Source organism: Cyanobium sp. Alchichica 3B3-8F6 (assembly GCF_024346435.1).
Taxonomy (GTDB): domain Bacteria; phylum Cyanobacteriota; class Cyanobacteriia; order PCC-6307; family Cyanobiaceae; genus Cyanobium_A.
The window spans coordinates 152,474-175,757 of record NZ_JAGQCZ010000002.1; the positions used below are offsets into that span (position 1 = coordinate 152,474).

A 23,284-nucleotide genomic window follows, 5' to 3' on the forward strand; every position below is an offset into this window, starting at 1 on the left:
TGGTGGCCCACATTGCCTGGCTGGGCAAAAAAAACCCGTTCTGCGGCAATGTCACCTATGGACTGAGCACCACCCATGCGCTGCGCAGCCGTGGCCACGGGATCAGCTTCATCCACTTCGACACCCCCGCCGGCAGCCTGGGCCGGTCGGGCGAGGCCCTCACGGAGGTCGAAACCCTCGGAGACAGCAACGGCGGCGGCCCGGAAGTGGCCCTGCCCTACCTGGTCAAATCGCAGGTGTACACGATTCCTTCACTGGGCGCCCAGCGGGAGCTGCGGGAATCCCTGGAGCGGCTCAAGCCCGACCTGGTGCACGCCAGCCTGACGCTCTCGCCGCTGGATTTCCGCCTGCCCGATCTCTGCCAGCAGCTGGGGCTGCCGGTGGTGGCCACCTTCCATCCGGCCTTCGATGCCAGCCTGCGCAACCTCACCGCCGGCACCCAGCAGCTCACCTACCAGCTCTACGCCCCAACCCTGGCCAAATTCGACCGGGTGATCGTGTTTTCGGAGCTGCAGGCCGAGGTGCTGCTGCGCCTGGGCGTGCGGGCCGAACGGCTGGCCGTGATCCCCAATGGCGTCGACACCGACACCTGGCGGCCGGCACCGGCCACCGGTGCCCAGGCAGCGGCCAGCCCCGAGCTGCAGGAGCTGCGCCAGCGGTTTGCCGGCCGGCGCGTTTTTCTCTATATGGGCCGGGTGGCCACCGAGAAGAACGTGGAAGCCCTGATCAAGGCCTGGCGGCTGGTGCGCCCGGCGGGTTGCGTGCTGGTGATCGTGGGCGATGGTCCCTTGCGCAGCGCCCTGCAGACCCCAGGCGATGAACCCGACGTGGTGTGGTGGGGATACGAACCCAGCCTCGAGCAGCGGGTGGCGTTTCAGCAACTGGCCGAAGTGTTTCTGCTGCCCTCGCTGGTGGAAGGGCTGAGCCTGGCCCTGCTGGAGGCCATGGCGAGTGGCACCGCCTGCATCGCCACCGACGCCGGAGCCGATGGTGAAGTGCTGGAGGGGGGCGCCGGCATCGTGATCAGCACCCAGGGGGTGACCACCCAGCTGCGCACCTTGCTGCCGGTGCTGCGGGATCAGCCGGTGCTCACGGAAGAGCTGGGCCGCCGGGCCCGGGCCCGGGCCCTGGAGCGTTACACCCTGGAAGGCAACATCCATGCCCTCGAGGCGCTCTACGCCGAGCTGGTGCCTCAGGGCTCACTGGTGGCCTGAGAGCTCAGCGCAGCAGGCAGCAAAAGCCGTCGCCGGATCGGGCACGGCCGTGATCGGGCGACCGATCACCAATTGGCTGGCACCCGCCACCAGGGCCTGGGCCGGCGTCATCACCCGCTGCTGATCCCCCAGGGCAGAGCCGGCCGGGCGAATGCCTGGTGTCACCAGAGCAAAGGGCTCAGGATGGGCTGCCCGCAGGGCCGCCACCTCCAGGGGCGAGCACACGCAGCCGCCGATGCCGGCCGCCGCCGCCAGCCGGGCCAAGCGGGGCACGTAGGCGGACACAGGCTCGTCAATCGCAAGCTGGGCAGCGAAACCGGTGGACTCCCAGCTGGTGAGCACCGTCACGGCCAGCAAGGTGGGAGCGGGCAGGCCGGCGTCGTTGGCGGCCTCCAGGGCAGCAGCCTGGGTGGCAGCCAAGGCGTCATGGCCGGCACAGGCGTGCACCGTGATCAGCTCAGCCCCGAGGCGCGTGGCGCTGCGGCAGGCGCCGGCCATGGTGGCGGGGATGTCGTGGAACTTGAGATCCAGGAACACCCGCTTGCCCTGATCGCGCAGCTGCCGCACCACCGCCGGGCCGCCCGCCACAAACAGTTCGAGGCCCACCTTCACCCAGCGCAGCTCAGGAATCGCCGCGGCAAAGGCGAGTGCCTGATCCGGTCCCATGCCATCGAGGGCCACGATGATTCGATCAGCCGGATGTGCACCCAGGAGCCCAGCCATCAGCCCACCACCAGCCGCCGGAACGTCTTCTTGCCCAATTGCAGCACCTTGCCCGCCAGCTCGGCCGGGCCGGTGAACTCCTGGTTGGGATCGGCCAGCTTCTGGCCATCGAGCTTCACCCCACCCCCCTGGATCTGGCGCCGGGCCTCGCTGCTGCTGGCGCAGATCCCCACAGCACTGAGCAGATAGAAAGCCTTGGCGGGGAAGTTCACTGCCGCCAGCGAAGCCTCCGGCACCTCGGCATCGGCCGCCCCGGCGCCCTGGGCACCAGCCACAAGCTTGGCCGCATCCACCTGGGCCGCATCAGCCGCCGCATCACCATGGCGAGCCCGGGTGATCTCCAGGGCCATCGCCTTCTGACGCTCGCGGGGGTTCTCGGGCAGGGCGGCCAGCTCCAGATCGGTGAGCAAGGTGAGGTAGTCGTTCACCACCGCATCCGGCACCTTCTCAAGCTTCGAATACATCGAGAGCGGGTCTTCAGAGAGGCCCACGGTGTTGCCCAGGCTCTTGCTCATCTTCTGCACGCCATCAAGCCCCGGCAGGATCGGCAACAACAAGCCAAATTGGGGCCGCTGGCCGAAGTGGCGCTGCAGGTCGCGGCCCATGGCCACGTTGAACTTCTGGTCGGTGCCACCCAGCTCCACATCAGCCTGCACCTGCACAGAGTCGTAGCCCTGCAGCAGCGGATACAGGAACTCGTGCAGGGAAATGGGCGTGCCCGAGCCGTAGCGGTTGGCGAAATCCTCCTTGGCCAGCATCTGACCCACGGTGGAGATGCCCAGCAGCTCGATCACCTCGGGCAAATCGAGACCCGCAAGCCACTCGCTGTTGCGGCGCACCTCGAGGCGGCCAGGGGTGTCGAAATCCAGGAGCGCGCGCGACGGATCCTGGCCGAGTCCGAGCTGCACCAGATAAGTTTCGGCATTGGCTTCCACCGCGGCGGCGCTGAGCTGCACCCGGGTGGCGCTCTTGCCGGTGGGATCACCGATGCGGGCGGTGAAGTCGCCGATGATCAGCACCGCGGTGTGACCGGCGTCCTGAAAGGCCCGCAGCTTGCGGAACAGAATCGAGTGGCCCAGGTGGATGTCGGAGCCGGTGGGATCGATGCCGAGCTTGATGCGCAGGGGCCTGCCGCTGCACTCCGCCTCGGCAAGGCGAGCCGCCAGCTGCTGATCGGGATCCTCGCCAGCCCCGACGGCGGCGCCGGCCGGAAACAGATCCGCCATCCCCCGGGCGAGCCAGGCCGGCAAGGCCCCATGAGGATGCACGACGGTTGGTTGCGGTCCTGTCATCGGCACCGGGGCCAGGGGCGACTGGGTGGCCGGATCGTACGCAGCCGCGACGGGATCGCCGTCAGGCCCTAGGCGGGAGCATCGAGCTGACCCTTCATGCGCTCGAGGGTCTGGTGCATCTGCTGGAACATCGTTTCCGGCGTCAGGCCGAACTGGCTGAGCTGGGCGCGCAGCTGCTCGACGGTGAGCTTGGCCTGGAAATCCTCGGAGAGCTCGAAGCGCTTCATGAACACCCGGTAGCGCTCCATCATGTCCTCCATCTTTTCGATGTAGAGCTTCTTGCCCTCCCGATCGAACTTGCCGTACTCACTGCCCAGCTGCATCAGCTGCTGGTAGTCGCCAAAGAGGCGCTTGGCTTCGTCCTGAACGATTTCGGATTCAAAGAACGCCATGCCCCTGGCAGTGCAGCGATTCTGTGATTCTGGTGAAGTCAAGCCGCCCTGGGGAGTGCGGATAGACGTAATCGCGATGCCACCCCGGCCAGCCTCAGCCAGCATGCGGCTCATGCTGCCGTGAACCCCACCCATGGACTTCACGCCAAAACTTGACCAGATCCGCCGCAACACCAGCCAGATCCACAACCTGCTGCGGGACGCCCGGCTGGTGGTCTGCTTCGGCAACCGGGCCCTGCTTTGCACGTTTGTGGGCGGTCTGATCGGACAGGACCACCTGGTGGTGGCCGCCACCTGCGAAGCGGCCGGCCTTGCCCTGGTGGAACAGCATCAGCCCAGCATGGTGGTTCTCAGCGACACCCTGGAGGAGGGCTCTGGCGTGGCCCTGGTGCAGGCGATCAAACAGCGCTGGCCCACCATTCACACCCTGCTGCTGATCAGTCAGGAGCAGCGCCAGGAGGCGATCAAGAGCGCCATCGAGGCTGGTTGTGATGGGTTGTTGGTGGAATCCCGCATGGGGCTGGGCAGTTCGCTTGCTGCGATCCATGCCATCAGCGGCGGCGGGGTGTATGTCGACCGAAGCCTGGCAGAGCTGTTTCGCCGGGGCCATGGCGATGGCGGCCCGCTCGAACCGCTGAGCGAGCGGGAGCGGCAGGTGCTCAGCCTCGTGGCCCAGGGTGACAGCAACGGCGAAATCGGCCAGCAGCTGTACGTTTCAGCAGACACGGTGAAAACCCACCTGCGTCACCTGTGCCGCAAGTTGCCGGCCCGCGACCGCACCCACGCCGCCGTGCTGGGCCTGCGCTGGGGGCTGATCGACTGGCCTGAAGCCTGAGCTGGCCGCTAGGTTCAGATCACCGTTGTTGCAGTCGCGATCCGCCATGGCCCAGCGGCACTGGTTGGATCCCCTCGCTCGTCAGCTGCTGAGGGCCACCGGGCAGATCCCAGCCGCCCGCCGCAGCCCCCAGCCCGAGCGGCCGGCCCCCGCCGACCAGCCGGACAGCTCGGATCGCGAGCAGGTGGAACGCGACATGCTGGCTCTCAAGCTGCAGCAGAACCCCGCGCTCAAGCTTGAGGATGCCGGGGCGGTTCGTCGCGCTGCCGCCCTGGGCTGGCGGCTGGACGTCAACCGCGCCACCCCCGCCGACTGGCTGCGGCTGCCGGGCATCGAAGCGGCCCAGGTGGACCTGTTGCTGCGGCTCCAGGCCGGGGGCGTGCAGCTCAGCGGGATCGAGGATCTGCAACGGCTGCTGGAGCTGCCCGCAGCGGTGGTGGAGAGCTGGGGCCCCCTGTTGGAGTTTCGCTGGTATGGCGAACCCGCCCTGCCGGTGCAACCGTTCAGCCCCCTGGATCTGAACCGCGCCACGGCCACGCAACTCGAAGAACTGGGACTGGATCCGGAACGGCTGCGCCGGCTGCTGCGCGAGCGGGGGCGCGGCCCCTTCCGCGATCTGGCCGACCTGCAACAGCGCCTGCAGCTGCCGGCGGCGTTGGTGGAAGCCTGGATCGGCAAGGTGCGCTTCCAACCGGGGCCAGCCGGTCCGGTGCTGCCGCCGGCCAGCAAGGGGTCCTAGGGCCGTGGCGCGCCAAGGGGAGTTGTTTGCTGGATCGGCCCTCGGGGGAGCGGCCCATGCCGAGGGCGCCGATCTTCCTCTGTTGACCCACCAGCTGCAGGAGTGGCAGGCCCGGCTGGCGGCCCACCAGCAACCCCTGTTTGCCAACCAGGAGGGGGGCGGCCAGCAGGGGTCATTGTTTGCCACCCCTCCCGAGGATCCCCAGGGCGAAGCCGAGCGCTTCCAGCCCCTCAGCCTGCAGCCCCAGCCCCTGTCGTTCTGGCGCTGGCCCGCCGCACCCCAGCAGGGGGCCGCCCTGTACGTGGTCACCGATCGCCCCGCCGGCCTGCCCCAGCCGCTGCTGCTCTACGTGGGCGAAACCGGCCGGGCTGATCGGCGCTGGAAAGGCGAGCACGATTGCAAGGCCTACCTGGCCGCCTACAGCGAGGCCCTGCTGAAGGTCGGCCTGGGCTGCCAGCTCAGCATTCGCTTCTGGCTGGATGTGCCCGCCGCCGTTCGGCCGCGACGGGCCCTGGAGCAGGCGCTGATTCGCCGCTGGCTGCCGCCCTTCAACAAGGAAACGCGCAGCCGCTGGGCCACACCGTTCCAGGCCGATCCCGCCTAGGCGCGCTGGCTACGATCGCCGCCAACCCCGGCCGGCCCATGGAGTTTCGCTGCATCCCCGACGACCTGCCCGCGGCCCTGAGCCAGTGGGACGGCGACTGCCTGGCCGTCGGCCTGTTCGCCGGTGCCGACGATCGCCCGGAGCACCCCCAGCTGCAGAAGCTGACCACGGCCCTGGGCCAGCCTCTGGCCAAACGCCTCGAACAGCGGCGCTTCAAGGCCAAGCCGGGCGAATGCATCAGCCTGGATCGCCTGGACGCCACCCCCCAGACCCTCATCCTGGTAGGCCTGGGCGCCCCGGCCGACTTCAGCCTGGCCGGCCTGCGCCAGGCCTGCGCCGCCGCCAGCCAAACCGCGGCGGCCGCCGGAGCCCGCCACCTGGCCCTGGCCCTGCCGCTCGAAGGGCTGGAGGCCGGCACCGCTGCCGGCGCCATGGCTGAGGCCACCCGCCTGGCCCTGTTCAGTGATCAACGCTTCAAGAGCGAAGCCGAGCCCAGACCCCAGCCCGCCACGGTCAGCCTGATCGGGGTAGCCAAGGCAGCCGAGCCCACCCTGGCTGCGGTGAACGCCACCTGCGCCGGCGTCGAACTGGCCCGCGAACTGGTGGCTGCGCCCCCCAATGTGGCCACACCCCAGCACCTGGCCGACACCGCCGCGGCCATCGCCCGCGACTTCGGCATCACGCTGCGGGTGCTGGAGCGCAGCGACTGCGAAGCCCTCGGCATGGGGGCCTACCTCGGCGTCGCCCAGGGGTCCGATCTGGCCCCGAAATTCATCCATCTCACCTACACCCCGGCCGGGCCCGTGCAACGCCGCATTGCCCTGGTGGGCAAGGGTCTCACCTTCGATTCCGGCGGTTACAACCTCAAAACCGCCGGTTCCCAGATCGAGATGATGAAATACGACATGGGCGGCAGCGCCGCGGTGCTGGGAGCGGCCCGCGCCATCGCTGAGCTGAAGCCCGCCGGCGTGGAGGTGCACGTGATCGTGGCGGCCTGCGAAAACATGATCAGCGGCGGCGCTGTGCACCCCGGCGACATCCTCACCGCCTCCAACGGCAAGACCATCGAGATCAACAACACCGACGCCGAGGGGCGCCTCACCCTGGCCGACGCCCTGGTGTATGCCTGCAAGCTGGAGCCCGATGCGGTGGTGGACTTGGCGACCCTCACCGGTGCCTGCGTGATCGCCCTGGGCGAGGAGATGGCGGGGCTGTGGTCCAACAACGACGGCCTGGCCGAAGCGCTGTTGGGCGCTGGTCAGGCCGGCGGCGAAGACCTGTGGCGGATGCCCCTGCGCAGCTCCTACAAGGCCGGGCTCAAGAGCCCGGTCGCCGACCTCAAAAACACCGGCCCCCGCCCTGGCGGCTCGATCACCGCCGCCCTGTTCCTGCAGGACTTCGTCACCCCGAAGCTGGCCTGGGCCCACCTCGACATCGCCGGCACCGTCTGGAGTGACAAGGGGCGGGGGGCCGACCCGGCCGGAGCCACTGGTTTCGGCGTACGCACCCTGGTGAACTGGATCTGCTCCGGCGCCGCCACGGGACCATCAGCCCGGATTTGATCAGCAGCCTAGGTTTGGAGTCCTGACGCCTTAGCTCGCTCCATGGCCGTCCAGAAGATCCGCTGGTATGTCAAAGCTCAGCTGGGGGTGCTGCTGCTGCCAGCGGGGCTCTGCCTCTTCGGCGAAGCGGTGATCCGCAAGGGAATTCAGGTGCTGGCGGCCAGCGGCAAGGTGGAAACACTCACCAGCCCAGGCCCCTGGTTTTGGTATGGCACCTTCGGCCTGATTCTGATCAATGCGGGCGTGGGTCTGATGGTCGAAAGCGGCCTGCTGCGCGGCTATCCCGGCCGCAGCTGAAGGCGGCTCTCAGGCAGCCACGCCCAAATCAGCGCTAGCGGCTGCCCCCAGGCTGGCCATCAGCTGGGCAGGCGATTCGAGGGCATGGATCTGCCAGCGGGCCCGCTCCCCACAGAGGGGCAGCAGGCGATCCAGATCATCCGCAGCCTGCTTCGGGCTCCCGTAAGGCCCAACGTGGCGGGTCTGCAGACCGTCGCGAATGGTCAGCAGATACATACAGGGCTGCGCACAGAGGCACGCATCACGGTAGAGAAGCGTCAAGGGATTGGGAAGGGCGGAAAGCCGCTCTACTACAGCCGTCTGATTGACCAAAACCACCCTGCCCCTACAGATTTTCCTCATAATTGCAGCAGAGTCCACGGGTCCGCTGCTCCCCAGTTACTGCTCTTGCGTCAGGACTTCCTGCTCGAAACCCAGGCCATGCCACTGCGGGCTCGCTTGCCCCACACCGCATCGAGCCGCCGATCCCGGCCGCAGGCCCAGCGGTAGTAGTTGTATTTGACGCTGTTGCGTTCCGCGTAGTTCTGGTGGTAGCCCTCCGCCGGCCAGAAGCGCGTCAGGGGCTTGATCTGCACCTGCAGGCTGGCAGCGGGCCGCGCCAGCTCCGCAGCTGTCGCCAGGCGGCTGGCCTCGGCTTGGGTCTGCTGCTCGGGGCCACTGGTGAAGATGACGGGCCGGTAGGACGTACCGCGATCGCAGAACTGACCGCCGCCATCGAGGGGATCGATGTTGCGCCAGTACGCCCGCAGCAGAGCGGCGTAGCTGAGGCGAGCTGGATCAAAGCGCACCCGCACCACCTCCTGGTGGCCGGTGCCTCCGGCCGACACCTGGCCATAGGTGGGCTGGGCCACGGTCCCGCCGCTGTAGCCGCTCTCGGCATCCAGCACCCCGGGCAAGCTCTCGAGGTCGTGCTCCAGGCACCAGAAACAGCCCCCCGCCAGCACAGCCTCTTGAACCGAAGCAGCCTTCTGGGCCGGGTCCGCCCAGGCTGGGCCAGGCGACAACAGGCCCAACGGCAGCAGGAACAGAAGAGGAAGCAGCACAGGCAGCACCAGGCTGGGCAGCCAGGCCAGGGGCCGGGGGGTTTGGATCATGCGGCGTTGAGCACCTGGTCAAAGATGGCCGCGGCCGCCCGCTGGGTGACGCCAGGCTCCCCCAATTCGAGCCGCAGACGGCGGTAGCCCTCCAGCATGCTGTGGCGGGCCGCACTGGCGCTATCGAGCAGGGGCAGAGCTTCCCTCACAATCGCCGCAGCTGAGAGATCCTCCTGCAGCAACTCGGGCACGAGCCGCTCGCCCAGCACCAGGTTGACCGGCGAGATGTGGGGCACGCTGAAGCGCAGGATGTAGCGGGCCACAAAGGCGGTGACCCCGCTGACGCGGTACACCACCACCTGCGGCACGCCCCGCAGGGCCAGCTCGAGGTTGACGGTGCCCGACTTGGCCAGCGCCAGATCCGCTGCGGCACAGAGGTAGGCCTTGAGCTGGTCGGAATCGGAGGCGGCAATGATCTCGGCGCGCACCCCTGCCTGGCTCAACTGCCTCGACAGATGGGCTTCAAATCCCGGCAGGCCTGCTGGCACCACCACCTGCAGCTCGGGCCGCTGACGCTGCAGCTCCGCCGCCGCCGCCACGATGTGGGGCAGCATGTAATGGATCTCCTGGCGCCGAGACGCCGGCATCAGCAGCAGCACCGGCGCATCACGCAGGCCAAGTTGACGCAGGGCCTCCTGGCGGCTGGGCAGCTGGCCAATGGTGTCCAGCAGCGGATGGCCCACGTAGGTGACGTTGGCGCCGCGGCAGCGGTAGAAGCGGGCTTCTTCCTGGAAGATCGCCAGGATCTGGTTGGTGAAGCTGATCAGATTGGAGCGGCCGCCGTTGCCGAATTTGAACGCCCATTCCTGGGGGGCGATGTAATAAGTGACCGGCACCCTGGGGAACTTGTGCTTGAGGCGTAGCCCAAGGCTCACGTTGGGGCCCATGTAGTCGATCAGCACCACACCATCGGGCGGGTCACGGCGGAACCAACGCTTGAGGCGCCGCTGCAATTTCAAGGTGGGCAACACAAAGGGGATGGCCTCCAGCAGGCCGATAGCCCCCATGCGGGTGGTGTTGGCCAGCAACTCGGCCCCGGCCCGCTCCATCCGCTCGCCGCCAAGCGCCACGATCTCCAGATCCAGCTGGCGGCGCTGGGCCTCCTCATGCAGCGCCCTGACCAACAGGGCCCCCTGCAGATCCCCAGACACCTCGCCGGTGCTCACCAGCAACCGCAGCATCAGCGCGCCCCCGGAATCGGCCCGCGGCGCGATGGGCCTAGGGAGGCTTCCAGGAACGTGCAGAGCTGGTCGGCTGCGCCATGCAGGGGCTGACAGCGCAGTTGCCCCAGGGCCTCAGCCAGAGTCAGAGAGCGGCGATACAGCAGGGTCCAGGCCTGTTTGAGGTCCTCAAACTGCCGGCCGTCGTCGAGCTCTACCAGGCCACTGCGCCGCAGGCCGATCTTGTTGAGGGCCCGCACGCGGGATGGATGGCCCTCCACCATCGTGAATGGGGGCACATCCCGCTCGATCCGGCTCATCCCCCCCACCATCGCCAAAGTGCCGATGTGCACAAACTGATGGACACCCAACACGCCGCCGATCACGGCACGGTCGCCGATCACCACATGGCCGGCCACAGCCACCCCATTGGCGATCACAATCCGGTCACCCAGTTCACAGTTGTGGCCGAGATGGCTGTTGGCCATCAACAGGTTGCCCCTGCCCAGGCGCGTCTGTTGATGGCCGGTCGTGGCGCGGTTGATGGTGACGCACTCACGGATGGTGTTGTCATCGCCGAGCACCACCTCGGTGGGATCGCCGGTGTATTTCAGATCCTGGGGCTCCAGGCCGATGCAGGCGCCAGGAAAGATGCGATTGCCGCGGCCCATCCGCACCCGACCATCGAGCACCACATGGGGGCCGATGCGGCAATCGGGGCCGAGCTGAACCTCAGGGCCGATCACCGCATAGGGCCCCACACTGACCCCATCGGCCAGCTCGGCCCTGGGATCAACAACAGCGGTGGGATGGATGGTCGTGGCCATCGCTCAAGCCACCAGTGAAAACATCAGTTCGCCGGAGCAGGCCAGCTGGCCATCGACGCTGGCCTCAGCCTTCACCTTGCCGAAGCGCTGGCGCTTGAGGCTGAGCAACTCACAGGTGATCAGCAGCTGGTCGCCAGGTACCACAGGCCGGCGGAAGCGCACCCCGTCGATTCCGGCGAAGACAAACAACCCCTTGGGCAGATCGGGCATCTGGGTCACGATCAGACCGCCCACCTGGGCCATGGCCTCCACAATCAACACCCCCGGCATCAGCGGGCGACCCGGGAAATGGCCCTGAAACTGCGGCTCGTTGATGGTGACATTTTTGATCGCCACAGCCCGCTTGCCGGGCTCGTGCTCAATCACCCGATCCACCAGGGCGAAGGGGTAGCGGTGGGGCAGCAATCCCTGGATTTGCTCCGTGGTGAGGATCACCTCCCTGCTGGCTCCCGCTGAGGCGGGCAGCGGAGATGCGGGAACCGGAGAACTGGACTCAGACAAGGGGATCAACCGGGAGAGGGAATGGCGGGAGGCAAGTCAGCCAAAGCAGCCGCCAGGGAGGTGTGAAGCCCATGGGAGCCGCGGTAAGCGAACACCTGGGCCCGAGGTAGGCCGACGAGTGCAAGGTCTCCCAACAAGTCCAGGATTTTATGGCGCACGGGTTCCTCGGCAAACCGCAGCGGCGGGTTGAGCCAGGTCTCGCCGTCACACACCAGGGCGTTCTCAAGACAGCCCCCCTGAATCAACCCCGCTGCCCGCAACTGATCCACCTGGGAGCGCAGACCAAAGGTGCGGGCCGGGGCGATCTCATCGACAAACGTGCCAGGGGTGAGCTCCAGAGAAAACAGCTGGCGCCCGATGGCCGCATCGGTGAATTCGATGGCAGCGCCCAGCCGCAGGCCGGCGTAAGGCAACGCCGTGGCAAAGCTGGAGCCATGGCTCACCGTCAGCGGAGCCTCCAGCTCGACGCCGGTAGAGGGGGCCGGCAGGGCCCGCAACCCCGCCTCGGCCAAGGCCTCTACCCAGGGCAGGGCCGATCCATCCAACAGGGGAATCTCCTCACCGCTCACCAGAATCTCGGCCTGGGTCACCCCGATACCGGCCAAGGCTGCCAGCAGGTGCTCCACCGTGGCCAACCGGCGTGGGCCCAGATGCAAGGCCGTGCACAACTGGGTGTCACTCACCTGGCCCGGCGCCAATCGGCACAGCGGAAGCTCTGGCGCATCGAGCCAGCCCACCCAGAAACCCGGACGCTCCGAGGCCTGAAGCCGCACCGTGCCCTCCTGGCCGCTATGCAGGCCCACACCGCGGCGCTGCACCGGGGTTTGGAGAGTCCAGGCTCCGGTGTAATCAGCTGGCCACTGCACCACTAAAACTTCCAGCCGACGCCGAGGTTGAAGCGCCAGTCACTGGTGAAGTCCTGGGTGGCGGCTTCCAGCCGTAGGGGGCCCACGGGAGTGGTGACGATCACGCCGATCCCCGGGGAATAGCCCTGACCCTTTTTACCCAGCAGACCACCCGGATTACCTTGGATATCGCCCTGGGTGCCGAAGGTGGTGCCGGCGTCAAAGAAGATCTCACCACTGATGATGCTGAAGATCGGGAAGCGGTATTCGATCGTGGCCTCAGCAAAGCTCTTGCCCACGCCAAGGTCACAGTCGTAGTAACCGCGCACGGAATTGCCACCCCCCAAACAGAAAGCCTCGTAAGGCGGAATCTCACTGCCGATCAACGAACCAGCCGACACCTGGAAGGCGAGGGCCTGTTTGCAATCCTTGGTCTCACCAGGCTTAGGACGGCAACCCTTGAAGATCTTCAACCACTCCACAGGGATGTAGTGGGTGAAGCTGCCCCGCACACGGTTAAACGTGGGGGAATTTTCTCCAACGGAAATAAACTGCTCGGTGCCCAGACTCAGGAAGTTGCCTTTGGTGGGATTGCGGGGATCGTTGAGGGTGCTGTAGGTAGCACCCACGCGGAAGCTCAGCAACTGGTTTTCAGAAGCGCAGTTGTAGGCCAGGCAGATCACCTGGTTGCTGGGAACGGTAATCGGAGAGCTGGTGGCTCCCACCACGCCGTAGGAATATTTGCTGCCCGAAAAGTCCATCGGTGTCACTTCCTGACCACCGAAAGACAGGATCAAGTTCCAGGGCGCTTTCTTGTAGGGATTGCCGCCATTGAGCGGGCGCACAAATTGTACGTTGGCACCAATCCTCTGAAGCGCCACCGTGTCAAAATTAGTAGTTACTTCAGTAGTGCCAGCGTCAAGATCCCTGCCTACAATTTTGGAAACAACAAAATCTCGCCCGTTAAGATCCTGATCATTCAAGGCAAAATTGTTTTCATTTTGAAAAAGCTGGGGAACTTCCCGACTGAAGAAGACGCGAGCCCGGAACGAGGTGCGGTACTTGTTGTCCTTGATCCAGGGGTCGGTGAAGGTGATATCACCGAGGCCGCCGTATTGGCCGTAGGAGATGTTGGTGCCCAGGTCCCAGGCGCGACCAAACAGGTTGCTGTCCTGCAGCTGGATCTGGCCGAACACACCCTGGCTCTGGCTGTACCCCAGGCCACCGGAGAGGGAACCGCTGGACTGCTCGACGATGCCCAGCACAATCACAACCTTGCCGGGCTCGGCCGGCACCGGCCTGAGCGTCACCTTGACGTCGCTGAACAGGCCGGTGCCATAGATGCGCTTGATGTCCTCCTCCAGCTCACGGCGGTTGAACACCTGACCGGGCCGCAGGGAGACCTCTCGGGTCACCACCCAGGGCTTGGTCTTGCCCCGGATCGGCTCGCCCTTGTCGTTGGTGGCCGAGCCCTCCTTGTTGAGGAACTGAACCTCCACCCCCTCGACAGTGCCCTGACGCACCAGCAGCTCCACCACCCCTTCCGGACTCACCCGACTGGGGCCGGTGATCCGGGATAGGGAGTAGCCCTGGTCGGCATACCAGCGCTGCAGCTCCTGCATGCGGGTCTGCAGGGTGTTGAGGTTGAGAGTCTTGCCGTAGTCCGCCGCAAAGGTGTCCTTGACCACCTGCTCAGGCAGCTTCAGGTCGGCGGGATCGAGCTTGACCTGCTCCAGCACCGGGTTGGCCACCACCACCACCACGAGGCGGACGCCCAAGGGGCCATCAACAGGCTGGATGCGCACATCGGAAAACCAGCCGCTGGCGTAGATCGCCGACAGGTCGGTCTGAAGTTCCGAGCGGGTTACCTGGGTGCCGGGGGTGGCCGCCATGGCGGCGTAGGCGGCCAACTCGAGCCGCTCCTGCTCGGGATGGCCCTGGAGGCCCTCGATCACCACCTCGGCAATCAACACCTTGGGCTCAGCCTTTGCGGCGGGCTGGGCGGGTTCGGCCTGGGCAGGGGTAGCTGGGGCGGGCGCCGGTTCCGCCAGGGGGTTATCGAGCTGCTCGGAAACCGGCCTGGATTCAGGGGGCTGTTCGCTGGCTGGCTGGGCGAGGGCAGGAGTCGCCGAAAGGAGAGCGGCACCAACCAGGGGCCACGCAGCCTTCAAACCCAGCAAGCCAGCCATGTGATTGGGGGACGGCGCGGTCGGGCCGTAAATGCCGTCGACCTTACCCGTAGACCCTGGGTTCTGGACAGGCCCCTTGGACCCGTTTGAGGACCTCCCCGTAGGCCTCGACAACACCACCTAAATCCTGTCGGAATCGATCCTTGTCCAAAATGCGGTCCTGTGCATCGGCCACGCCCCGATCCCAGAGCCGACAGGTGTCTGGGCTGATCTCATCAGCCACCACCAATTCACCGGTGGTGATAAACCCCAGTTCGATCTTGAAATCCACCAACTGCAGCCCGAGCGAACCAAACAGAGCCAACAGCTCGCGGTTGACCTGACGCGCCAGATCCTCCAGCTGCCGGCGCTGCTGCGGGGTCACCAGCCCCAAATGCTCCAACCGGGCCTCGGTGAGCAGGGGATCACCGTAGGCGTCGTCTTTGTAATAGAGATCGAGCAGCGGTGGCTCCAGAGCCGTGCCGGGCTCGATCGGCATCTGCTTGCAGAGCGAGCCCGCAGCGATGTTGCGGATCACCACCTCAACGGGAATCACCCGCACGGGCCGGCAGAGCATCCAGCGCTCTCCTCCCACCCCTAAGTAATGGGTGGGCACCCCACGGGAAGCAAGGTGTTCGAACAGCAGGGCCGAAATCCTGCAGTTGAGCTCACCCTTGCCAGCCAGCTGGGCCTTTTTGAGGGCATTGAAGGCCGTGGCGTCATCCTTGTATTCCACCGCTACCACCTCGGGCTGGTCGGTGGCAAAGACGCGCTTGGCCTTGCCTTCGTAGAGGAGTGAACCGAGGCTGTAAGCCGTCATGGCTGGGACACGGGAGTAGGGGGTGCAGCATGGCCGCCGGGGGCGCGAGGAGAACGCAATTGACGCTCCAGTTCGAGCTGCCGTGCTGAGCCCGCCGGATCGCGGCGGCGCAGCAGCCATTCTCCGTAGGCATCGTCGATGCCGCCGCTGAGCCGCAAGCGGCGCTCCCGCACCCGCGCAGCCGACTCTGGCGTGCTGCTGACGAGGGCCAGCTGCTGATCGAGAATCTGGGCCACCAGCCCCCACGCCCCCGCCGCGGCAGCCTGCTCGAGAGCCAGCTCCAGCAAGCGATCCTGCTCAGGGGCGGGCAGTCCATCCAGCAGAGCCACCGCCTGCGAGAGACGGACCGCCGTCGCAGCCCCGGGCTGGGCACTGCTGACCAGCACCTCGGCCGCCCGTTGCCGCTGGCCCAGGCTCTCCAGGTGGCTCGCCAGCAGATCCAGGGCCGGGCGCGACACCGGAGTGCCGTCCTGGCGCTGGCCGACCGGCAGCTCCAGCGATGCCAGAGACGCCAGGTTGCCGGCCGCCAGCCGCTCCAGGGCATCGGCAGCCAGCTGGTGGTGCAAACCCGCCTGGGCGGCGCGCCACTGCAGCACCAGCCACTGCGCCCGCTCGGCCCCTGCCGCAGGGCTCACGCGGCCGAGCACCGCCAAGGCCCCATCGGGGGCTCCACAGCTCAGCAAGCTGTTGGCATTGGCCAGCACCACCGCCAGGGGCTGGGGGGCCGGATGGATCGTCAGCAAACGCTGCTGCAGGCGCCGCAACTGCAGGCCATCGCCCCGTTCAAGGGCGGCGGTGCAGGCCCCGTTGAGGGCGCTGAGATCACCGCTGCGCAGCAGAGCCGCCAAGACCGGATCAGGGGCCGCTGGTGGGGCCTTGGCCCAGAGTGCTGCAGGCAGGGCGCCCCCAAGCGCCACCAACCCCATACCCACGCCGATGGCAACCCGCCCCTGGAGGCACCGCAACCGGTACAGGGGCTGCCGGTAAACGGGCTGCCGGTAAAAGGGCTGCCGGGCTCGGGGGGAGAATGGCGTTGCGCTTGCCGGCATGTCGAACTACAGGGCGCGGCGGCCCGCTCAGCAGGTTTCAACCTAGAAGAGCTGCTACACCCCATCCACCCCCAGTTTCGCCCCTCACCCGGCCCCATGCCCTCCGCCCCCTGCCCAACCCCCGCAAAGATCCTGGTGATCGGTGGCGGTGGTCGCGAAAATGCCCTGGGCTGGGCGCTGGCGCGCTGCAGCGGTGTGGAAGCGGTGTGGATTGCCCCCGGCAATGGGGGCACCCCCGACCTGCCCGGCTGCCGGCAGCTGGCGATTGCCGAATCCGATCAGGCCGGCCTGATCTCCGCCTGCCGCGACCAGGCGATTGAGCTGGTGGTGGTCGGCCCGGAAGCCCCGCTGGCCGCAGGCCTGGCCGACACCTTGCGGGCCACGGGGGTGCCGGTGTTCGGGCCGGGGGCCGATGGGGCCCAGCTGGAGGCCAGCAAGCATTGGGCAAAAGCGCTGATGCTGGAGGCAGGCATCCCCACCGCCGGCTACTGGCCTGCCAGCAGCTGCGCGCAGGCTCTGCAGATCCTGGAGCGCGAAGGCCGGCCCCTGGTGGTCAAGGCCGATGGCCTGGCGGCGGGCAAGGGGGTCACCGTGGCCGAGACCCTGGAGGAAGCCACGGCCGCGGTTGCGGAGATCTTTGATGGTCGTTTCGACGCCAACGCTGACGCAGCCGGGGCCTCCTTGGTGCTGGAGGAGCGAACCTTCGGGCCAGAGGTCTCGGTGTTTGCCCTCTGCGACGGCGAGCGGATGGTGCTGCTGCCCCCCGCCCAGGACCACAAGCGCATCGGCGAGGGCGACACAGGCCCCAACACCGGCGGCATGGGGGCCTACGCGCCGGCGCCACTGCTCGATGCCCAAGGCCTGAACGAGGTGCGTCGCCTGGTGCTCGAACCCACCGTGGCCGCCCTGCGGGCCCGCGGCATCGACTACCGGGGCGTCATCTACGCCGGCCTGATGCTCACTGAGAGCGGCCCCAGCGTGATCGAATTCAACTGCCGTTTTGGCGATCCGGAGTGCGAAACCCTGATGCCCCTGCTGGGCCCTGAGCTGGCCCAGGTGCTGCTGGCCTGCGCCACCGGCCGCCTCGACCAAGCCCCACCGCTGACGATCAGCGCGGGCTGCAGTGCCTGCGTGATCGCCGCCGCCCAGGGCTACCCCGGCACCATCCGCCAAGGCGATCCGATCACCAGCCAGCTGCAGCCCAGCGCCCAGCTGCAGCTGTTCCACGCCGGCACCCGCCGCGACTCAGACGGCAGCTGCCGCACCAGCGGCGGGCGGGTGTTGGCGGTGGTGGCCCAGGCCGACGACTTCGACAGCGCCTTCGAGCGGGCCTACGCCGGCCTGGCCCAGGTGCACTTCGAGGGCATGACCGCCCGGCGCGACATCGGCCATCAGGTGCGCAGCCGATGAGCTGGCGCGCTGCCCTGGGCCGCTGGTGGGCGGAATTCAGCCTGCAGACCAAGCTGCTGGCGGTGGCCACCCTGGTGGTGAGCCTGCTGATGACGGGCATCACCTTCTTTGCCCTCAACGGCATCCAGCGGGATGCCCGGATGAGCGACACCCGCTATGCCCGCGATCTGGGGCTGCTGCTCTCCGCCAACGTCACGCCGCTGGTGGCCGAGGCCAACGACCGCGAGCTGGCGGCGGTGGCCGATCGCTTCTGGCGCTCCAGCCGCAGCCTTCGCTACATCTTCTTCGCCGACCCCGAAGGGGTGATCTACCTGGGCATCCCGATCGGGGCCAGCTCCGGCAGCAGCGAGCTGCTGCTCAGCCGCCGGCTCGAATTGCCCGCCGACCTTCAGAAACGGCCCGACACCCCGCTGATCCGCCAGCACCTCAGCCCAGACGGCCAGGTGACTGACGTGTTCGTGCCGATGGTGAGCGAGGGGCGCTACCTGGGGGTGCTGGCCCTCGGCATCAACCCCAATGAAACCCTGCTGGCCAGTGCCGCCCTCACCCGGGAGGTCACCGTGGCGGTGTTCATCTCGATCTGGGTGCTGGTGATCCTGGGGGCGGTGTTCAACGCCCTCACCATCACCCGCCCGGTGAAGGAGTTGTTGCAGGGGGTGCGCTCGATCGCCGGAGGCAAGTTTGAAACGCGGCTGGCCCTGCCGGTGGGGGGCGAACTGGGCGAATTGCTGGCGGGCTTCAACACCATGGCCTCCCAGTTGGAGGACTACAAAGCCGCCAACATCGAAGAGCTCACCGCTGCCCAGGTGAAGCAGCAATCGCTGATCGCCACCATGGCCGATGGCGCCGTGCTGCTCGATGCGGAGGGGGCGATCGTGCTGGCCAACCCGACCGCCCGTCGCCTGTTCCGCTGGGAAGGACGCAACCTCGAAGGCAATGACCTGATCGCCGAGCTGCCCGAACGGCTGGCCATGGAGCTGCAATCCCCCCTGGACAGCGTCACCTGCCGCGATCGCGACACCACCGATGTGCGCTGCAGCTTCGGCGAACCATCTCGGACGCTGCGGATCGTGCTGCAGTCGGTGCGCGATGCCAGCGGCGAAAGCCTCAAGGGCATCGCCATGACCATTCAGGACCTCACCCGCGAGGTGGAACTCAACGCAGCCCAGAGCCGTTTCATCAGCAACGTGTCCCACGAGCTGCGCACGCCGCTGTTCAACATCAAGAGCTACGTGGAAACCCTCCACGACCTGGGCGACCAGCTCACCGAGGAGGAAAAACGGGAATTCCTCGGCATCGCCAATGCCGAAACCGATCGCCTCACCCGACTCGTCAACGATGTGCTCGACCTCTCCCGCCTGGAGTCGGAGCGGGTGTGGACCCTCGAACCCATGGAGCTGGCCCCCGCCATCGAGCAGACCCTGCGCACCTACCGGCTCAACGCGGACGAAAAAGGCGTGACCCTGGCCTTCAATGCCGACCCCCTGCTGCCCCGGGTGTTGGGCAACTGGGACCTGCTGTTGCAGGTGTTCGACAACCTCGTGGGCAACGCGCTCAAGTTCACCCCCAAGGACGGACAACTGCAGCTGCGGGCCTACCCGTGGCCTGACCTCTGCCAGCTCTCCCCGAGCACGGCCCCGAACAGCGAGAGTCCAAGTTGCGAGCTCACCTCACCGCTGCCCAGGCTGCGGATCGAGATCGCCGACAGCGGATGTGGCATCTCCGAAGCCGACCAGGAGCGCATCTTCGAGCGCTTCTTCCGGGTCGAAAACGCTGTGCACACCGAGGCAGGCACGGGGCTGGGCCTGTCAATCGTGCGCGGCATTCTCGAGAAGCACGGCACCCAGGTGCGCATGGCCAGCGAGCCCGGAGTGGGCACCATCTTCTGGTTTGACCTGCCTCTGGAGGATTCCGACACCGACGAGCTGCAGCTCTTGGCTGAGCGGCGCCGCTACGACCAGGCTGTCACCCTGTAATCAACCCTTCGCTTAGCGGTCGTTTTCTTAGCGGTCGTCGTCGGCCACGCCCCGCACAATCCGCGAGAGCTCACTGCGCTCATCGGTGGTGATGCGGTGGGGAACACCGGAGATGATCCGCTCGAAATTGGAGAAGGAGTCCTTAATCTCCGGCCCGTTGCTGGTGATCACGAATTCGCGGATGCCCTTGTCGTGCCAGGAGCCCCGCATCTTGAACACGTTGAGGGCGCGGGCCATCTCACCGCGAATCTCCACGTACTGCAGCAGCAGGATCGTGTCGGTGATGGTGGAGATGTGGGAATCGGTGATCGCGTGGCTGCCCATGAACTCCTCAGAGGTGTTCGTGAAGAAGCCGGCGATCTCCTCCTGCTTGGCGTAGCCGGTGACGCCGATCACAAACTGGCGGAAGGCGTTATGGCTTACCCCCCGAGCCAGGGCACTGAGGGAATCAATCGCCATCCGCGACGGCTTGAACTGGCTGATTTCGGTCTTGATGATCTGGAGGTGGTCCTCCAATCCCGTGGATTCGGGATAGGCACAGATGATCTTGAGCAGGCCGTCCTGCTCCATCTGCTCGAAGTCGATCCCCCAGCTGGTGGCGTTGCGCAGCAGCTGGGCCCGGGATTCCTCGTAGGCAAATAGGATCGCCCGCTCCTTGTTATCGCAGGCGTTCTCGACGAACTTGCTGACCAGCAACGTTTTACCGGTGCCGGTGGCGCCAGTGGCCAGGATGACCGAATCCTTGAAGAAGCCGCCGCCGCACATCTCATCGAGCCGCGGCACGCCAGAGCTCACCCGCACATTGGAGCTGCGCTGGGTGAGACGCATCGCCCCCAGCGGGAAGATGCTGATGCCATGGGCTCCCATCGTGAAGGGGAATTCCCCCTTCATGTGGGTGGTGCCCCTCAACTTGAGGATCTCGCAGGTGCGCCGCCGACGCTCACCCTCCAACACGTTGCGCAGAATCACCACGTTGTCGGAAACAAACTCCTCAACGCCGTAGCGGGCAATCGGGCCATATTCATCGATACGCTCGGTGGTCATCAACGTGGTGACACCGATCTCCTTGAGGCGGGCAATCAGCCGAAAAATCTCACGCCGCACCACCGACACAGCATCGTATTGCTGGAACACAGCCGTGATCGAATCAATCGCCACACGGCGGGCCTTGTATTTGCGAATCGCATAGTTGATTCGCTCGATCAGACCGGAAAGATCAAAGCTGCCCGCCACATCTTGACCCTCCGGATCCGGCGAAGCATCAAGGATGAAAAGCTTATCCTGCTCCACCATCTCCTGCAGATTCCAACCAAAACTGGCGGCGTTGCGCAAGATATCGAGCGGCGACTCTTCAAAGGTGACAAAGATCCCAGGCTCGTTGTACTGGCGAATGCCGTTGCACAGGAAGTTGAGCGAAAACACCGTTTTGCCGGTGCCCGAGGTACCGCTGATCAGGGTGGAACGGCCGATCGGCAGCCCGCCATGGCACACGTCATCGAAGCCCTCGATCCCAGTCGGGAGCTTCTGCACCTGCATCAGGGGGTTAATGTTAGGGCTGGGATCCTGCATCGACGGTGGGGGTCTGATAAAAAACTACTCAGGTCAGCGGCCCCTGGGAAGGGAGAGGATCTGTAGGAGCGGCTGAAGGCGCATCGCCGAGCCGGTCATCACCGAAGGCCTCCTGAGAAAATGCCTCGTCAGCCAGAGCCTCCTCCGTGAGCTCTTCGTAGAGGAGATCCAGACCGATCAGCACCCGCTCCCGGTCGGAGAGATCGCCAATGATCCGCCGAACCGGCGGTGGCAGGATCTTCGCGAGGGTCGGGGTGGCGAGGATCTTGTCTTCCTCCGCCAACTGGGGATTTTTCAGCACATCGATCACCTTGAGGGCATAGACCCCCCGGAATTCCGTTTCCAGAATGTTGCGCAACGTCTTGAGGGCACGCATCGAGTTTGGCGTGTTGCCCGCCACGTAGAGCTTGAGGATGTAGGTCTTGCGTGGAGTCATGGTGAAAGAAGCTCCTGGGTCAAGCCATCGAGGACTGGCCGGACACCTCGACCGGCAAGCCAGCCAAGGGGGCATCGGGTGGAATCGAGCGGCGATACATCTCGCAGAGATGGGCCATCACGTCGAGTAGGGCTAGTCGGTAATCCTGGAGAAAATCGTTTTTGTGTCCTTCCAGCTTGAGCTGCTTGGAAAAACCATCAATGAGATTCATGTGAATCTCAACAGTTTTGGTGATCGGCAAATCACTAAAAAAAGCCGTATTCACAAAGCTTTCCAGGGCCTGGTTGGCGGCAGCCGGATCCCGGAAGTAGCTGAGCAGCAGATCCCGATAGGTGCGCTCGAGGGAATGGATCAGCTCATGGCTCTCCAGCTCCGGCAGGTTGCGCAGAAACCGGGAGGGATCGCGCTTGTAGAACACGCCCACAAACCCGAGCCGGCCCTTGAGCCGATTGGCCAACTTCCAGCGGTCGGGCGTGTCGGGGGTCTGGCCGGCAGGGGAACTGCTCGCCGCCGCCAGGCCATGCCGCAGGAAACGAGACACCGCCGCATCGAGGCTGTAGCTGAGCTGCTCCAGCTGATCGGGGGGTAGGTGCACCTCCGCATCGTGAAATTCGATCCGGCCACTCACCGCACCAATCACCACAGCCGGCAATAACAGGCCGAGATCCGACAGGGCTTGATAGGACTGGGGGGAGAGGGCCCCCTGCTCCAGCAGCACCGCATCGAATTCTTCGCGCCGCCGATCCAGCTGCTCCACGGGATCGCTGGCCGGATCCACCCACACCAGCGCACAGCGACCACCCGCCAGCCATCGGGAGCTGGCGTCCTGCAGCCGGGGGTCGCGGATCAGGGAAGCGATGGTGAGAGCCGGTTCGGGCATGGACCGCTTCGGCAGCGGGACAACCCGCGGGAATGGCTCCCAAATGTTGACGAAAGGAGGGCCAGAGCGGGAAGATTGTTGTTTGTCTTTTGATTGTGTGTGCCAGGCCGAATGACGGCCAGTCCTTCGCCGGAGACCACTCCGCTCCTGAGGACCGCCCGTCAGCCTGTCCGCGCCCTTGCTGCCATGAGCCCAACCCCCGAAACTGCCGCTGCATCCGGTCCTTACGCCATTGTTGAGGCCTCAGGCCAGCAGTTCTGGCTGCAACCGAACCGCTACTACGACTTCGACAGGGTCGCAGTCGATGTTGATGGCAACTTCACCATCGACAACGTGCTCCTGGTCAACGACGGCAAAGCCACCACCCTCGGCCAGCCCTACGTCAAAGGCGCCAGCGTGGCGCTGAAAGTGATGGAGCATCGCCGCGGCCCCAAGATCATCGTTTACAAAATGCGCCCCAAAAAGAAGACCCGGCGCAAGAACGGTCACCGTCAGGAGCTGACCCGTGTGATGGTCGAGTCGATCTCCGTCGGCGGTATGGCGATCGCCTGAAACCCGGTACCTCGCGCTCCACGCCTACGTTCCTGAGACCCCTATCCCTGCTTCCTCCGATCCATGGCCCACAAGAAAGGCACAGGCTCCACGCGCAACGGCCGCGACTCCAACTCCAAGCGTCTGGGCGTCAAGCGCTACGGCGGTGAAACTGTGAGCGCCGGCTCAATCCTGATCCGTCAGCGCGGCACCTCCGTGCTGCCTGGCGTGAACGTTGGCCGCGGCTCCGACGACACCCTGTTCGCCCTAGTGGACGGCGTGGTGAGCTTCGACAGCATCAAGCGCGGGCTGCGCAGCCGCAAGCGCATCAACATCGCCGTCGGCTGATCGAGCTGCAAG

The 23,284-nt window shown here is 66.1% G+C and carries 25 protein-coding genes; 10 read left to right on the forward strand and 15 right to left on the reverse strand.

What is annotated here, in order from left to right:
- Window positions 1-2 precede the first annotated feature (2 nt).
- Window positions 3-1,214 carry a glycosyltransferase family 4 protein gene (locus KBY65_RS02625; RefSeq protein WP_255000436.1) on the forward strand — a complete coding sequence of 404 codons (1,212 nt, stop codon included), beginning with the start codon at window positions 3-5 and terminating at the stop codon, window positions 1,212-1,214.
- Here KBY65_RS02625 and pyrF read toward each other — a convergent pair.
- From pyrF to KBY65_RS02640, 3 genes are all read right to left on the reverse strand, one after another.
- Window positions 1,200-1,937, reverse strand: coding sequence for an orotidine-5'-phosphate decarboxylase (gene pyrF / locus KBY65_RS02630; RefSeq protein WP_094560157.1), 738 nt, complete (start codon window positions 1,935-1,937; stop codon window positions 1,200-1,202). The two genes, KBY65_RS02625 and pyrF, sit on opposite strands and share 15 nt — an antisense overlap.
- A complete protein-coding gene (tyrS, locus tag KBY65_RS02635) occupies window positions 1,937-3,229 on the reverse strand; it encodes a tyrosine--tRNA ligase (protein ID WP_255000437.1) in 1,293 nt (430 codons plus the stop codon). The genes pyrF and tyrS overlap by 1 nt, the downstream gene beginning before the upstream one ends.
- Before the next feature lie 68 nt (window positions 3,230-3,297).
- Window positions 3,298-3,621 (reverse strand): DUF1825 family protein, encoded by a 324-nt coding sequence (locus KBY65_RS02640; RefSeq protein ID WP_094560155.1) that lies wholly within the window; start codon window positions 3,619-3,621, stop codon window positions 3,298-3,300.
- Window positions 3,622-3,754: 133 nt separating this feature from the next.
- Here KBY65_RS02640 and KBY65_RS02645 point away from each other — a divergent pair, with 133 nt between their 5' ends.
- Genes KBY65_RS02645 through KBY65_RS02665 form a run of 5 tightly spaced genes read left to right on the forward strand, consistent with a single transcriptional unit; the run spans window position 3,755 to window position 7,658 of the window.
- The gene (locus tag KBY65_RS02645; RefSeq protein ID WP_255000438.1) at window positions 3,755-4,456 is read left to right on the forward strand and encodes a response regulator transcription factor; all 702 of its coding nucleotides are present in this window, start codon (window positions 3,755-3,757) and stop codon (window positions 4,454-4,456) included.
- Window positions 4,457-4,502: 46 nt separating this feature from the next.
- Window positions 4,503-5,195, forward strand: coding sequence for a type II secretion system protein GspK (locus KBY65_RS02650; RefSeq protein WP_255000439.1), 693 nt, complete (start codon window positions 4,503-4,505; stop codon window positions 5,193-5,195).
- Between the two features lie 4 nt (window positions 5,196-5,199).
- Window positions 5,200-5,799 (forward strand): hypothetical protein, encoded by a 600-nt coding sequence (locus tag KBY65_RS02655; RefSeq protein WP_094560152.1) that lies wholly within the window; start codon window positions 5,200-5,202, stop codon window positions 5,797-5,799.
- 38 nt (window positions 5,800-5,837) lie between these two features.
- The gene (locus KBY65_RS02660) at window positions 5,838-7,361 is read left to right on the forward strand and encodes a leucyl aminopeptidase (RefSeq protein WP_254988465.1); all 1,524 of its coding nucleotides are present in this window, start codon (window positions 5,838-5,840) and stop codon (window positions 7,359-7,361) included.
- Between the two features lie 42 nt (window positions 7,362-7,403).
- On the forward strand, window positions 7,404-7,658 hold the full coding sequence (locus tag KBY65_RS02665; protein WP_094560150.1) for a hypothetical protein: 255 nt from the start codon (window positions 7,404-7,406) through the stop codon (window positions 7,656-7,658).
- A 9-nt stretch (window positions 7,659-7,667) separates the two neighbouring features.
- On the opposite strand, the gene KBY65_RS02670 is transcribed toward KBY65_RS02665, so the two are convergent.
- From KBY65_RS02670 to KBY65_RS02710, 9 genes are all read right to left on the reverse strand, one after another.
- On the reverse strand, window positions 7,668-7,874 hold the full coding sequence (locus KBY65_RS02670) for a hypothetical protein (protein WP_255000440.1): 207 nt from the start codon (window positions 7,872-7,874) through the stop codon (window positions 7,668-7,670).
- Between the two features lie 176 nt (window positions 7,875-8,050).
- Window positions 8,051-8,752: a peptide-methionine (S)-S-oxide reductase MsrA gene (gene msrA, locus KBY65_RS02675; protein WP_255000441.1), complete on the reverse strand. Its 702-nt coding sequence runs from the start codon at window positions 8,750-8,752 to the stop codon at window positions 8,051-8,053.
- On the reverse strand, window positions 8,749-9,933 hold the full coding sequence (gene lpxB / locus KBY65_RS02680) for a lipid-A-disaccharide synthase (RefSeq protein WP_094560147.1): 1,185 nt from the start codon (window positions 9,931-9,933) through the stop codon (window positions 8,749-8,751). Before lpxB ends, msrA begins: the two co-directional genes overlap by 4 nt.
- Entirely contained in the window at window positions 9,933-10,739 is an 807-nt protein-coding gene (lpxA, locus tag KBY65_RS02685) for an acyl-ACP--UDP-N-acetylglucosamine O-acyltransferase (RefSeq protein ID WP_094560146.1), read from the reverse strand. The genes lpxB and lpxA overlap by 1 nt, the downstream gene beginning before the upstream one ends.
- A 3-nt stretch (window positions 10,740-10,742) precedes the next feature.
- Window positions 10,743-11,240, reverse strand: coding sequence for a 3-hydroxyacyl-ACP dehydratase FabZ (gene fabZ / locus KBY65_RS02690; protein ID WP_369802030.1), 498 nt, complete (start codon window positions 11,238-11,240; stop codon window positions 10,743-10,745).
- 5 nt (window positions 11,241-11,245) lie between these two features.
- A complete protein-coding gene (gene lpxC / locus KBY65_RS02695; RefSeq protein WP_094560145.1) occupies window positions 11,246-12,109 on the reverse strand; it encodes a UDP-3-O-acyl-N-acetylglucosamine deacetylase in 864 nt (287 codons plus the stop codon).
- Window positions 12,109-14,274, reverse strand: a complete 2,166-nt coding sequence (locus KBY65_RS02700; RefSeq protein ID WP_094560144.1) for a BamA/TamA family outer membrane protein — start codon at window positions 14,272-14,274, stop codon at window positions 12,109-12,111. The genes lpxC and KBY65_RS02700 overlap by 1 nt, the downstream gene beginning before the upstream one ends.
- Before the next feature lie 43 nt (window positions 14,275-14,317).
- Window positions 14,318-15,073, reverse strand: coding sequence for a phosphoribosylaminoimidazolesuccinocarboxamide synthase (gene purC / locus KBY65_RS02705; protein ID WP_255000442.1), 756 nt, complete (start codon window positions 15,071-15,073; stop codon window positions 14,318-14,320).
- Window positions 15,070-16,122: a hypothetical protein gene (locus KBY65_RS02710; RefSeq protein WP_255000443.1), complete on the reverse strand. Its 1,053-nt coding sequence runs from the start codon at window positions 16,120-16,122 to the stop codon at window positions 15,070-15,072. The genes purC and KBY65_RS02710 overlap by 4 nt, the downstream gene beginning before the upstream one ends.
- 96 nt (window positions 16,123-16,218) lie before the next feature.
- Here KBY65_RS02710 and purD point away from each other — a divergent pair, with 96 nt between their 5' ends.
- Window positions 16,219-17,532 carry a phosphoribosylamine--glycine ligase gene (gene purD, locus KBY65_RS02715; protein ID WP_255000445.1) on the forward strand — a complete coding sequence of 438 codons (1,314 nt, stop codon included), beginning with the start codon at window positions 16,219-16,221 and terminating at the stop codon, window positions 17,530-17,532.
- Window positions 17,529-19,508: a two-component system sensor histidine kinase NblS gene (gene nblS, locus KBY65_RS02720; protein ID WP_255000447.1), complete on the forward strand. Its 1,980-nt coding sequence runs from the start codon at window positions 17,529-17,531 to the stop codon at window positions 19,506-19,508. Before purD ends, nblS begins: the two co-directional genes overlap by 4 nt.
- 27 nt (window positions 19,509-19,535) lie before the next feature.
- Here nblS and kaiC read toward each other — a convergent pair whose 3' ends face one another.
- From kaiC to KBY65_RS02735, 3 genes are all read right to left on the reverse strand, one after another.
- A complete protein-coding gene (gene kaiC, locus KBY65_RS02725) occupies window positions 19,536-21,044 on the reverse strand; it encodes a circadian clock protein KaiC (protein WP_409996611.1) in 1,509 nt (502 codons plus the stop codon).
- A 61-nt stretch (window positions 21,045-21,105) separates the two neighbouring features.
- Window positions 21,106-21,513, reverse strand: coding sequence for a circadian clock protein KaiB (gene kaiB, locus KBY65_RS02730; protein WP_255000448.1), 408 nt, complete (start codon window positions 21,511-21,513; stop codon window positions 21,106-21,108).
- A 19-nt stretch (window positions 21,514-21,532) separates the two neighbouring features.
- The gene (locus tag KBY65_RS02735) at window positions 21,533-22,393 is read right to left on the reverse strand and encodes a circadian clock protein KaiA (protein ID WP_255000449.1); all 861 of its coding nucleotides are present in this window, start codon (window positions 22,391-22,393) and stop codon (window positions 21,533-21,535) included.
- Window positions 22,394-22,579: 186 nt separating this feature from the next.
- Here KBY65_RS02735 and rplU point away from each other — a divergent pair, with 186 nt between their 5' ends.
- Both rplU and rpmA read left to right on the forward strand, forming a co-directional pair.
- The gene (gene rplU, locus KBY65_RS02740; RefSeq protein ID WP_255000450.1) at window positions 22,580-22,945 is read left to right on the forward strand and encodes a 50S ribosomal protein L21; all 366 of its coding nucleotides are present in this window, start codon (window positions 22,580-22,582) and stop codon (window positions 22,943-22,945) included.
- A gap of 63 nt (window positions 22,946-23,008) precedes the next feature.
- Window positions 23,009-23,272: a 50S ribosomal protein L27 gene (gene rpmA / locus KBY65_RS02745; RefSeq protein WP_094560135.1), complete on the forward strand. Its 264-nt coding sequence runs from the start codon at window positions 23,009-23,011 to the stop codon at window positions 23,270-23,272.
- The last annotated feature ends 12 nt before the right edge of the window (window positions 23,273-23,284 follow it).